15 protein-coding genes are annotated in these 15,290 nt (G+C 35.1%); 5 read left to right on the forward strand and 10 right to left on the reverse strand.

Annotation, left to right across the window (positions count from 1 at the left end; genetic code table 11):
* Positions 1-207 precede the first annotated feature (207 nt).
* The 6 genes from HNQ35_RS10535 to HNQ35_RS10560 form a co-directional block, all read right to left on the reverse strand.
* Complete coding sequence (locus HNQ35_RS10535; protein WP_146938133.1) at positions 208-963, reverse strand: iron ABC transporter ATP-binding protein; 756 nt, start codon at positions 961-963, stop codon at positions 208-210.
* Positions 957-1,907, reverse strand: coding sequence for an iron chelate uptake ABC transporter family permease subunit (locus HNQ35_RS10540; RefSeq protein ID WP_146938132.1), 951 nt, complete (start codon positions 1,905-1,907; stop codon positions 957-959). Before HNQ35_RS10540 ends, HNQ35_RS10535 begins: the two co-directional genes overlap by 7 nt.
* Positions 1,897-2,850 (reverse strand): ABC transporter permease, encoded by a 954-nt coding sequence (locus tag HNQ35_RS10545; protein WP_146938131.1) that lies wholly within the window; start codon positions 2,848-2,850, stop codon positions 1,897-1,899. The genes HNQ35_RS10540 and HNQ35_RS10545 overlap by 11 nt, the downstream gene beginning before the upstream one ends.
* Before the next feature lie 249 nt (positions 2,851-3,099).
* Complete coding sequence (locus HNQ35_RS10550; RefSeq protein WP_146938130.1) at positions 3,100-3,831, reverse strand: DsbA family oxidoreductase; 732 nt, start codon at positions 3,829-3,831, stop codon at positions 3,100-3,102.
* A 227-nt stretch (positions 3,832-4,058) separates the two neighbouring features.
* Entirely contained in the window at positions 4,059-5,108 is a 1,050-nt protein-coding gene (gene fni, locus HNQ35_RS10555; RefSeq protein ID WP_146938129.1) for a type 2 isopentenyl-diphosphate Delta-isomerase, read from the reverse strand.
* Positions 5,109-5,239: 131 nt separating this feature from the next.
* Positions 5,240-6,163 (reverse strand): MBL fold metallo-hydrolase, encoded by a 924-nt coding sequence (locus tag HNQ35_RS10560; protein WP_146938128.1) that lies wholly within the window; start codon positions 6,161-6,163, stop codon positions 5,240-5,242.
* A 272-nt stretch (positions 6,164-6,435) separates the two neighbouring features.
* Between HNQ35_RS10560 and HNQ35_RS10565 the strand changes: the two genes are divergently transcribed.
* Positions 6,436-8,202, forward strand: a complete 1,767-nt coding sequence (locus HNQ35_RS10565; RefSeq protein ID WP_146938127.1) for a methyl-accepting chemotaxis protein — start codon at positions 6,436-6,438, stop codon at positions 8,200-8,202.
* Positions 8,203-8,274: 72 nt separating this feature from the next.
* Positions 8,275-8,589 carry a YbjQ family protein gene (locus HNQ35_RS10570; RefSeq protein WP_146938126.1) on the forward strand — a complete coding sequence of 105 codons (315 nt, stop codon included), beginning with the start codon at positions 8,275-8,277 and terminating at the stop codon, positions 8,587-8,589.
* Positions 8,590-8,803: 214 nt separating this feature from the next.
* Here HNQ35_RS10570 and HNQ35_RS10575 read toward each other — a convergent pair whose 3' ends face one another.
* Positions 8,804-9,391: a DNA-3-methyladenine glycosylase I gene (locus tag HNQ35_RS10575; RefSeq protein WP_146938125.1), complete on the reverse strand. Its 588-nt coding sequence runs from the start codon at positions 9,389-9,391 to the stop codon at positions 8,804-8,806.
* Positions 9,392-9,394: 3 nt separating this feature from the next.
* A complete protein-coding gene (locus tag HNQ35_RS10580; RefSeq protein WP_246118088.1) occupies positions 9,395-10,240 on the reverse strand; it encodes a sulfurtransferase in 846 nt (281 codons plus the stop codon).
* Between the two features lie 110 nt (positions 10,241-10,350).
* Here HNQ35_RS10580 and pepT point away from each other — a divergent pair, with 110 nt between their 5' ends.
* Together pepT and HNQ35_RS10590 are read left to right on the forward strand one after the other, a co-directional pair.
* On the forward strand, positions 10,351-11,586 hold the full coding sequence (gene pepT, locus HNQ35_RS10585; RefSeq protein WP_146938123.1) for a peptidase T: 1,236 nt from the start codon (positions 10,351-10,353) through the stop codon (positions 11,584-11,586).
* Positions 11,587-11,622: 36 nt separating this feature from the next.
* On the forward strand, positions 11,623-12,624 hold the full coding sequence (locus tag HNQ35_RS10590; RefSeq protein WP_246118087.1) for a D-alanyl-D-alanine carboxypeptidase family protein: 1,002 nt from the start codon (positions 11,623-11,625) through the stop codon (positions 12,622-12,624).
* 138 nt (positions 12,625-12,762) lie between these two features.
* On the opposite strand, the gene HNQ35_RS10595 is transcribed toward HNQ35_RS10590, so the two are convergent.
* Together HNQ35_RS10595 and HNQ35_RS10600 are read right to left on the reverse strand one after the other, a co-directional pair.
* Positions 12,763-13,134, reverse strand: coding sequence for a rhodanese-like domain-containing protein (locus tag HNQ35_RS10595; RefSeq protein ID WP_146938122.1), 372 nt, complete (start codon positions 13,132-13,134; stop codon positions 12,763-12,765).
* 147 nt (positions 13,135-13,281) lie between these two features.
* Complete coding sequence (locus HNQ35_RS10600; RefSeq protein WP_146938121.1) at positions 13,282-13,818, reverse strand: HD domain-containing protein; 537 nt, start codon at positions 13,816-13,818, stop codon at positions 13,282-13,284.
* A 378-nt stretch (positions 13,819-14,196) separates the two neighbouring features.
* Here HNQ35_RS10600 and HNQ35_RS10605 point away from each other — a divergent pair, with 378 nt between their 5' ends.
* Entirely contained in the window at positions 14,197-15,234 is a 1,038-nt protein-coding gene (locus HNQ35_RS10605; RefSeq protein WP_146938120.1) for a PTS sugar transporter subunit IIC, read from the forward strand.
* Positions 15,235-15,290: the final 56 nt, after the last annotated feature.

Consider the following 15,290-nt stretch of genomic DNA (forward strand, 5'->3'; position numbering starts at 1 on the left):
TTTACGATTTATTTTCTGTCACTAATGTTGCCATTTACAATACGGATTGCCTTATCAATAAAGGCTCCCCCTTCTTTATGGTTTACTTCATGGACATTCTAAGGTAAACTAAATGTATGGACTTGCCTTTGTACGGTTTATCTTATGAATCGTACGAAGGTTTTTTTATTTATAATGGCTTTTCCGCATTTTGTGCAACATTAGTGATCAAAAATAAACACAAATGCGTTGATTGTTAACTTCTTTAATATCAATATCCATATCGTAAATTTCTTTTAACACACAGCGGTCAATTACGTCACAAGACCTTCCTTGTTTAACAATTTTTCCATCTTTAAGTGCGACGATATGATCTGAATAACATGAAGCAAAATTAATATCGTGAATAACGATCACAACTGTCTTTCCTAACTCATCGACAAGCTTTCGTAAAATCTTCATGATTTGCACGGAGTGACGCATATCTAAATTATTAAGCGGCTCGTCAAGCATAATATATTCTGTATCTTGAGCAATAACCATAGCAATATGCGCCCTTTGACACTGACCGCCACTTAATTCATCAAGATATTTATCTTGAATATTCTCTAATTCCATATATCTAATCGCTTGATCGACCATTTCCCAATCATCTTGTTTAAGTCGACCTTTAGAATATGGAAAGCGTCCAAATGATACGAGTTCGCGCACAGTTAATTTTAATTGAATGGAATTTGATTGCTTTAAGATTGAAATTTTCTTTGCCAAGTCATTATTTTTAACCTTATCAATATCTTTACCATCGATTTCAATTATTCCCTCATCTTGAGCGATTAACCGTGTAATCATTGACATTAATGTACTCTTACCAGCCCCGTTAGGACCAATAAAAGATGTAATCGTGCCTTTTTCAATTGATAAAGACACATTATCGATGACTTTTTTATCGTGATACGACTTTGATAAACGTTCTACCTTTACCATGATCGATTCTCCTTTAATAATAAGTAGATAAAGTAAATACCACCGATGAAATTAATAATGACACTTATCGGCGTTTGAAAGACAAACATTTTCTCAACAATCAACTGTCCACCAATTAATGCGATAATACTAATAAGCGCTGATCCCATCATAATATATTTATGGCGATATGTTTTTAAAAATTCATATGCCAAATTAACAACTAATAAACCTAGAAATGTCATTGGACCTGTTAATGCTGTTGCTATAGAAACAAGCACACTAACGATGACAAGTAGATGCTTAACAACATAGTTATAAGGGACACCTAAGTTTATAGATAAATCTTTTCCTAGAGCTAAGACATCCAAATACTTCGCAAATCGCCAAAAGTAAACTAAAACAAAGAAAACAAGTATAACAGATAAGTAAACAAGGTTAGTATTAACATTATTAATACTAGCGAACATTTTATCCTGTGCAACCATAAATTCATTCGGATCAATTAACACCTGCATAAACGACGTTGCACTATTAAAAAATGTACCTAATATAAGTCCGACTAATAATAGAAAATAAATATTGCTATTTTCCCCTTTAAATAAAAACCGGAAAAGTATAAGAGAAAATAGAACCATGGCTAAAATAGATATGAGATAGTTCACATTACTGTTCATCATAACTAAAGAATGAGAGCCAAAAATGTAAATCATAATTGTTTGAACGAGTAAATATAATGAATCTAATCCCATCACACTTGGCGTCAAAATTCGATTGTTCGTTATCGTCATAAAAATCGTTGTCGAAAAGGCAATTGCCCCACCAGAAATAATGACAGCAATCACTTTCACAATACGTCGCGGTAATATATAATCGATATTCCCCGTTAAGTCATAAAAAATATACAAACATGTTAATATGATAGCCACAAGGAATAAGATGACTGTTTTCTTTTTATAAGCCATATTTCTTTCTCCTTAGTAACAGATAGAGGAACATCGCACTTCCTATGACTCCTACCGTTAAGCTAATTGGTATTTCATATGGATAGATGATAACCCTACCAATAATGTCACAAACAAGTACAAATACTGCTCCTAATACCGCTGTATGTGCAAGACTTTTCTTTAAATGATCACCTTGATAAATCGTGACGATATTCGGGATGATCAGTCCTAAAAACGGGATAACACCGACTGTTAAAACGACAGATGCTGTCACAAGAGCCACAATCATTAAACCGAGATTTACAACCTGACGATAATTTAAGCCTAAGTTCTTAGCAAAATCTTCTCCCATACCTGCAATCGTAAACTTATTAGCAAATAAGAAAGCTAAAGCTAATATTGGGATACTAATAAACATCAACTCATATTTGCCACTCATAATCATTGAGAAATCGCCTAACATCCAAGAACTAATGTTTTGGATTAAGTTGTTTTTATAAGCGAGAAAGGTCGCTAATGAACTAATAATATTCCCAAACATAAGACCTACTAGTGGGATAAAAACTGTATCTTTAAATTTAATTTTCTCAAGAAGCTTCATAAAGATAAATGTCCCTGCAAGTGCAAATAAGAAAGCGAGCGTCATTTTCGCTAATGGACTTGCCGATGTAAACATAAGCAAAGCAACGAGTATCCCTAACTTTGCAGAATCAAGCGTTCCAGCCGTTGTCGGTGAGACAAAACGGTTACGACTTAATTGCTGCATAATTAAACCAACAATACTCATACTCATACCAGCTATCAATATACTAATTAAGCGTGGGATACGACTATGCCATAAAATATCTCTTTGGTCTTCTGTTAATGAGAATATATCATTTAATGATAATTCGGATACACCAACGAATAGTGATGTAATCGATAGTATGATGAGTGATATGATTAAATAACGTAATTTCAAAGTATCCCTTCTCGCCTCGTGGGAATTATTTTGAAAATTCCCAATTGATAATCGTTTATAGTATGTCTAATTTATTGATAATGAGAGTCATTCTCAATTAGTGGCTAAATTGATTATAGCATAGTCTACTGTTTCGTCAACTGTTTTTACAACATTTTCAGTAGTTTTATGGTAAAAGTCATTTATTCTTCAAAATTATAAATGAGAATGAAGTGAAGAAATAAAAGAGTCGGTCCAAAACCGACTCTTTTATACGTCTTCTTCTCTCTCAATAACACAACCATCATCTGTACAATAGCTCGTCTCAGAATGTTTCGGTGTTATTGTTTCAAATGAAGGTTTAACACGCCGTCTTTTCCAAACTTCATCTAATACTTCTTTAAATACATGTGTTGGCTGTGCTCCTGAAACAGCATATTTTTCATCAAAAACAAAAAAAGGCACTCCCTGAACTCCTATCTCGCGAGCTACTGCTTCTTCTTCACGAACATATTTTGAAAATTTGCTTGACTCAAGCATATCTAATACTTCTTCAGCATCTAAACCAATATCGCTTGCCAATTCTGTTAAAATTTGGTGGTCACTAATTTGCTTTGATTCTGAGAAATAAGCAGCAAATAGGCGTTCAGCCATTTCCTTAGCCTTTCCCTTCTTCTCAGCAAATTTAACGAGACGATGCGCATCAAATGTATTACTATGTTGAATGGAATCAACACGATATTCTAGACCTGCTTCTTTTGCCTGTTCGACCATCTGCTGAACGGATTGTTTTGCCTGTTCAATAGTCATCCCATACTTACTCACTAACAATTCATAATACTTCTTGTTTCGAATTGGTTTCGCTACTGGATCTAACTCATAGCTTTTAAATTCAAGCGAAATTTCATCTTTAAATTCAAAATCATTAAGTGCCTTTTCTAGTCGACGTTTTCCTATATAACAAAATGGACAAGCGAAATCTGACCAAACTTCTATCTTCATCTTGTCACCACCTCTTTTCTTGCATGTATTTTAGCATAGAAAAAAGCATTTTTATATGTTTGTGCTTATATTGTTTAATGAACCTTGAATCAACAATTTTACACTACAAGCATAGGTTTAATTGTTTTGTTACGTAAACTTTAAGTATCATATATACATCAATAAATCATTTATACACATTTAAAAAACTCTCATAAATCAGCTACTGATTTATGAGAGACAATCTATTATTCCATGAGAGATTTACCCATAATTTCAACTCGATTCGTTTGTTTTAGATCTGTTAACGTCTTAGCACCGATACCAAACATCGTAATTCTTAATTCTAACTCGATTTGCTCCATTATTTGTAATACGGATTCAACTGATTCTGTTGCTGCTTGTAGTAAAGTACGTGCAAAACCAACCATATCTGCTCCAATTGTTATAGCTTTTGCTGCATCATGCCCAGTTTTCATTCCACCACTTGCAATGATCGGTATATTAGGTAATACACTTCGAACAGATACGATACAGTCTTTTGTCGGGATACCCCATTGATTAAATGCTTCAGCGGCCGCTTTTCGTAACGGGTCTTTGGAACGTAATTTTTCTACTTGACTCCAAGATGTACCTCCAGCTCCAGCAACATCGATATAAGCAATACCGACATCAGCTAATTGTTTTGCAAGTTCTCCTTCAATACCAAAGCCTACTTCTTTAACACCGACGGGAACATGTAATGCTTTACATATCGATTCTATTTTAGGTAACAAACTTTCAAAGTTAACATCACCTTCATCTTGAAAAACCTCTTGTAAAGGATTTAAATGCAAAACTAACGAATCTGCTTCAGTCATATCAACAATGCGTTTCGCTTCATCTATACCGTAGCCATAATTCAGTTGCACAGCTCCTAAATTAGCTATAAGGGCAGCATTTGGGGCTTTTTTTCGAATAAGAAATGAATCTTGATAGGCTTCACTTTCTAATAACGCTCTAGTTGAACCTAAGGCTATCGCCCAGCCACGTTCTTCTGCTGCTAGAGCAAGATTTTGGTTAATCTGGGCAGCTAATTTTGATCCGCCAGTCATCGAACTAACTAAAAATGGTGCTTTTATTTGTTTTCCTAAAAAGGTCGCAGCGATGTCAATATCATTAAAATTAATTTCTGGTAATGCATTATGAATAAATGAAATGCCTTCTAATCCTGTTGTTTTATTAACACCTTCGACTTGATCGGTTAAACAAAGACGTATATGTTCAGTTTTCCGCTTATTAATTCCCACTTCTGACATTTTTTCACTTCCTACATACATATTTGGAAAAAGTTGTTCACTTGAAGTTATTGAATCCTAATTCGTACCTACATGATAACAAAAAAAGAAACAGATTAAAAAACATATCGTGTAACAACATGCTCTTTTTATTAAAGTAATGATAACGTTTCGCCTAATTTTAATAGCAATAATTTTTCCTTCTTAATATTTCGACGTACCCATTCATTCATAAGGCGTTCAAGCGCCTCTAATGGCGTGTCATCTGCTAGCATAAATGCACCATAATGAGTCGGAATCATATACTTGGCCCTCGTATCTAGAAATGCTTGTACGGCTTCTTCAGGACTAACATGTTGGCGATGCATAAACCACTCAGGCTCATAAGCACCAATAGGCATTAACGCGTAATCAAGTTCAAATCGCTCACCTATTTCAGTAAATCCTCTAAAATAGCCACTATCACCTGCAAAATAGATAGCTGGCATTCGTTCTCCAGTGATCACCCATCCACCCCAATGTGATGTATTTGTATCAAATAACGTACGCTTCGTCCAGTGCTGGGCGGGGACGAAAGTGAATACTAAGTCTTTTAGGCGAAAAGATCCCCACCAATTGAATTCTGCGACATGCTCTATCCGCCGTTTTGTAAACCACTTTCCTAATCCAGCGGGTACGAGAAAAAGGGGATTACCAGGTAAATGATAAATCGTCTGTTGATGTAAATGGTCATAGTGGCTATGTGAAATAAGGACGACATCTATCGAAGGTATATCTGCAAGTGGAATGCCAGGCGATGTAAGTCGTTTATATGTAAATAATTGTTTCGCCCACACGGGGTCTGTGATGATATTCAATCCGTTAAGTTGAATTAAGAACGTACAATGTCCAATCCATGTGATGGTTGGCTCTGTCCGGTTCGTTTGTAGGTTTGTAATTTCAGGGTTTTCTACAAGTGGAACTTGAAAAGACAGATCCTTCTGTTTTTTCATCCGCTCCTTAAACCAGAGTAGTAAGTCACGCCATGAATGATTAACTTGGATATTGTCTAAGTTTTGATAGCGTGTTCGTTTCATAAAACCTTCCTTTTATTAAAATCTTTTAATCTTAATAACATGCTTCCCCAAAAATAATGAATTTAAAAGACAACCTCAATATATTATGTCATTATATCAAATATTAATTCGAATCATTTATTAAACATTTTTTTATTTTATGTCGATATAAAATAAAACATCTTTGTTTTCGCTAAATTAGTGTTCTATTTATTGTTATATAAATGCATTTTACAGACGTCTTTTCAAATGACGAGATGCGATTGGATAAGGGAATTGGGGGTCACGAGAAGATGAAAAAACATAAGCAAAAAAGAAAAAGATTTGAAAAGAGTTTTCTGAAATGGAACAATTATTCAATTGGCAGAAAATATATAACCGTTTTCTTTTTAACAGTTTTCTTTTTTATAGTGGCTGGTGTTATTGTATTTATTCAAATGTTTCAAGGTAACAAGAGTTTAGAAGACGTAGAAGTCACAAGTTCTCTCGTAAGTGATATGTCAGAAATGGCGGCTATTATTCAGACGAAAGATGTACAAATATCGGATTTCTTACTAACGAATAGTAAGCGTTATATTGAAGCATTTGAACAATATCAAGCTGAATTAGATCAACTGATTAAAAAAGTCAAACCGCAACTTCAAACAGAGAAGCAACGAACGACATTTAACAACATCATAAAAAATGATGCGAGAGTAAATGAGATATTTTATGATGAAGTGTTAAAATACGTAGATATGAAAAGTGACTATATGGCACTATCAACTCGAAATCAAACCTCAGAACTACGAGCTCATACGATACAACTCGTCGATGAATTAATGGACATGGTGAAAAAAGAAGAAGCCAAATCTGTAATTAGTGCGAAATCGAACTTAAAAATAAGTACAATCGCCTTAGTCATTGCTTTACCTACTGTCATCATGATTGGTGTTATGTTAATGATTTATGTCAGTCGAAAAATATCAAGTCATTTAAAGAAAGTCGTTAGCATCACGTCTGAAATAGCAAAAGGAAATCTTGCTGTATCTGATATGAATGACGTTGGAAATGATGAGATTGGTCAACTCGCACAGGCATTAAATCGAATGAAAGGAAATATGACAAATATTTTATCCAAGGTGGCAAACGCTTCAAAGGTTCTTACTAATCAAAGTAATGCACTTAACCAATCAGCACGTGACATTAAAGAAGGTAGCGAACAAATTGCTACAACGATGGAGGAACTATCTTCTGGTACAGAAACACAAGCAAATAGGACGTCAGATTTAGCAGAAAAAATGACTCATTTTGTTCAGAAAGTCACCCTTTCAGAAGTAAATGGTTCAGAAATAGAATCTCATTCTAATCATGTGCTACAGCTAACAGAAGAAGGTACAACTCTTATGAATCAATCTGTAAAACAAATGAATCAAATTGACACAATCGTTAAAGAATCTGTTAAAAAAGTTCAACGTTTAGATGCACAGTCTAACGAAATATCAAATCTCGTATCAGTGATTAAAGATATTTCAGATCAAACGAACTTACTCTCCTTAAATGCCGCCATTGAAGCGGCGCGTGCAGGTGAACATGGACGTGGATTTGCTGTCGTTGCAGAAGAAGTCAGAAAGCTATCTGATCAAGTTGCCAAGTCTGTTGGTGAAATTACAAGGATCGTAAACAATATTCAAGAAGAAACAGATGAAGTTGTTCATTCACTTAACCAAGGATATGACGAAGTGAAATCTGGTACAAACCAAATTGAAAAAACTGGAAAGACTTTTTCCGTCATTCATTCATCCATCACGGATATGGTTACAAAAATTAAAAGTATCTCTACCTATTTAAAAGAAATGAGTATGACAAGTGATAATATGAATCACTTAATTAGTGATATTGCTGCTATTTCAGAAGAATCTGCAGCAGGAGTTGAACAAGCAGCAGCTTCAGCTGAGCAATCTTCAAATGCAATGGAAGAAATTACACGAAATGCCAGTGATTTAGCTGATTTAGCAATACAGCTACAAGATGAGCTAAAAGTCTTTAAGTTCGTATCCTTTTTTGACCAATCTAAATAAAAGTGAAACCTTTGATTCGCTAAACCGTATAGTGAGGTGAGAAAATATCATACAGTCTAGGAGTGATAGATGATGTTAGTCGTTACAGCAAATCATGTTCCCGGAAAAAATATCACAAAAACGTATGGACTCGTTAAAGGAAGTACCGTCCGTGCCAAACACGTTGGAAGAGATATCGGTGCATCATTTAAAACACTTGTCGGTGGAGAAATCAAAGGCTATGCAGATTTAATGATAGAGGCTCGGGAAGAAGCAACAAATCGTATGATTGAAGAAGCAAGCCAGTTAGGAGCCAATGCAATCATTAGTATGCGTTATCAAACGTCACAAGTTATGAACGGTGCTGCTGAAGTCATAGCCTATGGAACAGCTGTCATTATTGAATAATTAAGACGAAACTAGAACATAGCCCAATTAAAAGTGTATGAAATCATGATTTATACATTTGATTTCATACACTTTTACTTTTAAATATCATATAACCTTTCTATTTATATACTATTAAGGAATAAATAAACGATTAAATAGCTCTAGAACTCTCTTCAATACAAAGCCAAAGTCCTTTTTTATGAATTCCATTATCTACCTGACAGGGAAGCCTTCAACTAGTTCTTATCTTCTTCTTGTTATATGGCGATAAAAAACAATCAATCGTGTGATCATTAACCATTCCTGTTGCTTGCATAAAAGCATAACAAATGACCGGACCGACGAAGGAAAAGCCACGTTTCTTTAAGTCCTGACTCATTAATTTTGATTCTATTGTTTGCTTCGGTATATCTTCTAATGATTCATACTTATTTAAAATCGGTTGGCCACCAACAAATTGCCAAATGTACTTATTAAAGCTACCGAATTCCTTTTGAACTTTTAGGAAAGCTTTGGCATTTGTTATAACAGAAAGGATTTTCCTTTTATTCCGAATGATTCCTACGTTGTTCAAAAGACGTTGCACATCTTTATCATCATATTGGCTTATTATGTCAGGTTGAAACTGACTGAAAGCCTCTCGGTAATGATGACGCCGATGTAAAATCGTTATCCAACTTAGACCTGCTTGAGCGCCTTCTAAACAGAGCGCTTCAAATAGTAAGCGATCGTCGTGCAACGGTCTTCCCCACTCGTGATCATGATACTCAATATATATAGGATCGTCTGTCACCCATTGACAACGTCGTTTAAGAGCCATATCCTACTCCTCCTTCGTTTCCACACGATGATCCTCATAGGAAATCCAATCACTGTAGCCACCAGGATATAAGTAAATCTGGTCATAGCCTGCTTTTTTAAGTGCAAAAATATTAGGACATGCTGAAACACCAGAACCACAGGACACAATAATAGGCGTATCTTTTGGCAATTGTTTAAAATGTTGTTTTAACATGGCTTTACTTTTATATTGACCATAATCCGTAAATACATCTTTCCAGAAATAATTTTTAGCACCTGGAATATGTCCCGCCTTATGATAAAGTGGTTCTATTTTTCCGAGATAACGCGCCTTCGAACGCGAATCCACTAGAATGGCCGCCTTGTTTTTCAACTTTTCCTTTAGTTCTTCGATGTTAATAGTATGTCTATATGTCTGTTTTGCCTTATAGACAGTCGGCTTTTGTTTAGGAAGCCTCGTTTCTAACGAAAGTCCCGCTTCTTTCCAAGCAGTTAATCCCCCATCTAATATAGAGACTTTTCGGTGACCAATTGCTTGCAACATCCACCATAGTCTCGCAGCAGTCATATCACGCCCATCATCGTACACAACGATTTTTGTATGATGATTAATCCCATGTTTACCGAGTATATCGACAAAAGAAGCTAAATCAGGTAGAGGATGTTTTCCACCATGTTTACTTACCGGTCTAGATAAATCTTTATTTAAATCAAGATAAATAGCAGTCGGAATATGTCCCTCTTGATAAACTTTATAACCATATGTTTCATCAGTTAAATCAAAACGAACATCAATAACAGTTAGACGCTCTTTTTTATCTAGTTTTTCTTTTAAATGCTGAACGTGAATTAAGTTCGCCAACGTCATATCGCCTCCCATCTTTACCTTCTATGTTAGCAAATTTTTAATCTATGAAAAATATTTTATAAAAGAATATGATAAAATAAAATAATATATGAATGAGGAGCTGAATAATTATGAAAGAACAATTAATCGAACGTCTTACTACATATGTTAAAATCGATACCCAATCAAATGAAAACAGTCAAACAACCCCTTCTACTAAAGGCCAATGGGATTTACTTCACTTACTAGAAAACGAGCTAGAAAAGCTTGGACTAGAAAATATAACACTTGATGACAATGGTTATTTAATGGCTACATTACCGGCCAATACAGACGTTGACGTCCCTACGATAGGTTTTCTCGCTCATGTTGATACAGCAACTGATTTTACAGGAAAAAATGTTAAGCCACAAATTGTTGAGAATTACGATGGTCAAGCAATCATGTTAAATGAAGACTTAGGGATTGCCTTGTCACCTGATGATTTTCCTGAATTAATTAACTATAAAGGACATACGCTCATAACGACTGATGGGACAACGTTACTAGGTGCAGATAACAAAGCAGGTATCGCGGAAATTATGACAGCATTAGAATACTTAATAAATAATCCTGAAATTAAACACGGCACCATTCGAGTTGCTTTCACACCTGATGAAGAAATTGGCCGTGGTCCGCATAAATTCGATGTCGAAAAGTTTAATGCAGATTTTGCCTATACGATAGATGGTGGCCCACTTGGCGAACTCCAATATGAAAGCTTTAATGCAGCATCAGCGAAAATAATATTTAAAGGGGAAAATGTTCACCCAGGTACAGCGAAAGACAAAATGGTAAACGCTGGTAAGATGGCTGCAGAGTTTATTCAACATGTACCTGAACAGGAAGCACCTGAATATACAGAAGGCTATGAAGGGTTTTTTCACTTAATTTCCGTTAATGGTGATGTTGAAAAAGCGGAAGTTTATTACATTATCCGTGATTTTGATAAAGATAAGTTTTCTGCACGAAAAGATCTGATTAAACAAATTGTTGAAAAAACGAGAGAAAAGTATGGAAATGACCGTGTCATATTAGATTTACGAGACCAATATTATAATATGCGAGAAAAAATTGAACCCGTTAAGGAAATTGTCGAAATAGCAAAACAAGCGATGATAAATTTAAATATCGAACCTATTATTGAACCAATCCGTGGTGGAACAGATGGTTCGCAATTATCCTATATGGGCTTGCCGACTCCGAATATTTTTACTGGTGGGGAAAATTTCCATGGCAAGTATGAATATATTTCTGTTAATAATATGGAAAAAGCCGTTAAAGTTATTATAGAAATATGTCGTTTGTTTGCAATGGATCGTAAATAATTTAATGACATTCATAAAATAAGGAGCGGACAAACGATGCACGTCAATATTAGAAATGTATTTTTCATTATCTTTCTTTTATGTTTCTTAACAGCTTGTGAAGAAGTAGATCTAGCAAATAAATCGAAACAAGCTCCTTCAGTTGAAAGCGGTGCTACACAAAAAAACGAGGAGGTTAAAAAAATGATTCTACCTGATACGCCCCTTCAAAAAGGAGATCAAGGTGAAGATGTTAAGGCTGTGCAACACATACTTAAGAGCATAGGTTACACAGTTAAAGAGTCTGGTATATTTGACGAAGAAACCGTGTGGGCTATGACTGATATCCAGCTACAACAAAGTGATTCACTCGAAGTCACTGGTTTATACAATCATGAAGTGAAAGCTATACTAGAAAATTGTCTTGAGGAAAAAGTTGACATCCAACCTGGTAATGGTTTTGACGAGAACAATATTGAATTTAATCCTTATGAAATTTTAGTATTAGTGAATAAAAAACATATGCTTCCTGAAGATTTTGTTCCAGAAGATCTTGTCGTACCTGATGTGCCTTTTCCATTTACAGAAGATTTACCTAAAAAAATGATGCGTAAACCTGCAGCTGCTGCATTAGAAAAGTTATTCGCCGCAGCTCAAAAGGCAGATTTAAATTTATTTGCACAATCAGGTTATCGCTCATATGAACGTCAAAAAGAATTGTATACGGCCTATGTAGAACGTGATGGTGAAGATGCTGCAAATAAATATAGTGCTCAACCCGGACAAAGTGAACACCAAACGGGGTTAGCGATGGACGTAACAAGCCCTGACGTTAACTTCTTACTTAATGAAGCTTTCGGTGAAACAGATGAAGGTAAATGGATTAAAGAGCATTGTCATGAGTTCGGTTTTATTATTCGCTACCCTAAAGGAAAACAATCGATTACTGAATATCAATTTGAACCTTGGCATTTGCGTTATGTTGGTGAAAAGGCTGCAAAGGAAATAATGGAAAAAGGAATTACACTGGAAGAATATTTAGAAGATCTATCTTATTAAGAGTTTATATAAGAGAGGGCATTCCATAATGTACCGAAGTTTAGATACTCTATAACTGATATGCAACTTCATTTGTATAAAAAAGAGTCCAGTCCGATACTGAACTCTTTTTTTATTTAACTAAATATTATCCTATTTTTAAATACATGTTGACGGTGCTACTTGACTTGTAATGGTTTCTTTTTCTGGAACACAGTAGTAACCTACAACATGAAAATTATATTTTTTCAAATCACGGATACTAACATTTCGAGATATACGATCTGATGCAATAATTGCAACTTTCTTCGTTGGAATCTGCTGGTAGTTACGTCCTAGATAAGGTATCGGAATATGGATAATTTGAGAATTATGATCGTATACAATGTCATTATAATCACGAACATCAATTAACGTTACATCATCACCTGGCATTTTTTCTAAACGTTTCACACCAGGGACAGGGACATAACGTTTATAATAAATGCTTAAGATGATGATAAGCATCAAACTTAGCAAAATATATTCCATCTGGTTATGACTCCTTTTTATTATAAATAATGTGCATAAAGTATAGTATATGATTCTTCATTAATTCGTCAAACATTTAGTTTCAGGAAGTATTCATGAAAATGACAAAAAAAGAAGAGGATGTTGATGTAATATTTGTTGTGAGGATTAGTTAATCAGCTTTATTCTATCTATTTGTTGTTCTTCGTCAATTTTGGCATCGAGGGCACGGATACGCTCAAGAGCAGTATTAGGATCTATTTTTTTATAATGATGGTGACCACCTGCTTCTTCATCCGCTTCATCAGCTAAAGCAACAACTTGCTGAAGAGGATCTAAATTCAATTGACCCTCAGGTAAATAGGAATCCGTATGAAGTAATATAGCGATGGCGATTTTTTTTGCATGACGTGGATTTTCACCTATTTCCATTAGTAATTCATGGGCACGATTTGCTCCCTTAATCGCATGAATATCATTTTCTTTATACTGTTGATAATCCCATTCGCCATTTTTATACCAAGTATAGTGTCCAACATCATGTAATAAAGCCGCTTTTGTCGCAAGATCAGGATTGACTTGGAATCTTCTCGCAAAAATATAAGCATATTCTGTTACCTGAATGGCGTGAGCAACACCTGAACGTTTTAAATACTTCTGAGTCGTAGGATGAACAAATACTTCTTCTAAAGTCACTCTTCGCATCCATTATACCTCCCCTCTTATTTGAACGAAAAATATATTGTTAAAGAATATAACATGTTTCAAATCAATTTGCAAACCGTTACTAATCCCGCTTGAAATCGCGCGATTTTCGCCCAGGGTTGCGCGATTTTGACCCAGGGTTGCGCGATTTTAGCCCAGGGTTGCGCGAAAAGCCGCCAAGCGGTGCTGGCGGCTTTTCTATAGGCTTTAATTTTATGCTTAGTCTCTCATAAAATGATACGGTCTTCAATCTTCAATAAATCGTGTGTTAATATTATATGCTACTTGCATTTCCAATTTGTATAACGTATAAATGAATTAATAGTATATTTTTTAAAAATTATGTGAAATACTTCACAAATGATAGGGGTTTTCAAAATGGTAACATTTCTAAGAAAAAAAGGCATTTCTTTATCATTAAAAGAATACGTTATTACAGCTTTAAGTTATATGGCACTCGGACTATTCTCTTCACTCATTATCGGTCTTATTATTAAAACAATTGGTGAACAACTTGTAACCATTGACATGTCAACAATCGGCAGCTACATGATTGATATGGGTTCCTTCGCCATGGATGCGAAAATTATGGGTGGTGCGATCGGTGTTGCAATTGCCTATGGACTAAAAGCCCCGCCACTTGTTTTGTTTTCTGCTTTATTTGCTGGAGCATTTGGAGCTGAACTTGGTGGACCCGCTGGAAGTTATGTTGCAACATTATTTGCTACAGAATTTGGAAAACTCGTTTATCAAACGACACGCATTGATATTATTATCACCCCCTTTGTTACGATCTTTATTGGTTTTGTAACAGGGAGCTTAATTGGTAAGCCAATTGATTCGTTTATGACTGGTTTCGGTCATATCATTAATTGGGCAACAGAACAACAACCTTTCATTATGGGAATTATCGTTGCTGTTCTTATGGGATGGGCACTTACTGCACCGATATCAAGTGTTGCTATTGCTTTGATGCTCGGTTTAGATGGTCTAGCAGCTGGAGCAGCTACTATAGGTTGTTCTGCACAAATGATTGGTTTCGCTGTATCAAGTTATCGTGATAACGGTATTGGTGGTCTATTAGCACAGGGGCTAGGAACGTCGATGCTTCAAGTTGCAAATATTATTAAAAATCCCCTCATTATATTACCACCTACAATTGCTGGAGCAGTTCTTGCTCCTTTTGCTACAATCGTCTTCCAATTAACGAATAATCCTTCTGGAGCAGGGATGGGAACGAGTGGATTAGTTGGGCAGATGATGACATTTGAATCAATGGGGTTTTCATGGCATATATTATGGCTAATAATTGGTCTACATATTATAGCACCGGCTATCATTAGTTTAATCTTTTCTGAATGGTTTATAAAAAAAGGGTGGATTAAACCTGGTGATATGAAAATCATGTATCAATAATAAATAAACACTCATATTACTTTAAATGGATTGAGCTTATCATATAAGGGAAAGTT

This window comes from Cerasibacillus quisquiliarum (assembly GCF_014202495.1).
GTDB lineage: Bacteria > Bacillota > Bacilli > Bacillales > Amphibacillaceae > Cerasibacillus > Cerasibacillus quisquiliarum.

Coding starts and splice junctions, on each gene's coding strand:
- HNQ35_RS10560 (WP_146938128.1), bottom strand. CDS start 6,163: ATGAAACGAACACGCTATCAAAACTTAGACAATATCCAAGTTAATCAT.
- HNQ35_RS10565 (WP_146938127.1), top strand. CDS start 6,436: ATGAAAAAACATAAGCAAAAAAGAAAAAGATTTGAAAAGAGTTTTCTG.
- HNQ35_RS10550 (WP_146938130.1), bottom strand. CDS start 3,831: ATGAAGATAGAAGTTTGGTCAGATTTCGCTTGTCCATTTTGTTATATA.
- HNQ35_RS10605 (WP_146938120.1), top strand. CDS start 14,197: ATGGTAACATTTCTAAGAAAAAAAGGCATTTCTTTATCATTAAAAGAA.
- HNQ35_RS10540 (WP_146938132.1), bottom strand. CDS start 1,907: ATGGCTTATAAAAAGAAAACAGTCATCTTATTCCTTGTGGCTATCATA.
- HNQ35_RS10600 (WP_146938121.1), bottom strand. CDS start 13,818: ATGCGAAGAGTGACTTTAGAAGAAGTATTTGTTCATCCTACGACTCAG.
- HNQ35_RS10590 (WP_246118087.1), top strand. CDS start 11,623: ATGCACGTCAATATTAGAAATGTATTTTTCATTATCTTTCTTTTATGT.
- HNQ35_RS10575 (WP_146938125.1), bottom strand. CDS start 9,391: ATGGCTCTTAAACGACGTTGTCAATGGGTGACAGACGATCCTATATAT.
- fni (WP_146938129.1), bottom strand. CDS start 5,108: ATGTCAGAAGTGGGAATTAATAAGCGGAAAACTGAACATATACGTCTT.
- pepT (WP_146938123.1), top strand. CDS start 10,351: ATGAAAGAACAATTAATCGAACGTCTTACTACATATGTTAAAATCGAT.
- HNQ35_RS10570 (WP_146938126.1), top strand. CDS start 8,275: ATGTTAGTCGTTACAGCAAATCATGTTCCCGGAAAAAATATCACAAAA.
- HNQ35_RS10595 (WP_146938122.1), bottom strand. CDS start 13,134: ATGGAATATATTTTGCTAAGTTTGATGCTTATCATCATCTTAAGCATT.
- HNQ35_RS10535 (WP_146938133.1), bottom strand. CDS start 963: ATGGTAAAGGTAGAACGTTTATCAAAGTCGTATCACGATAAAAAAGTC.
- HNQ35_RS10580 (WP_246118088.1), bottom strand. CDS start 10,240: ATGACGTTGGCGAACTTAATTCACGTTCAGCATTTAAAAGAAAAACTA.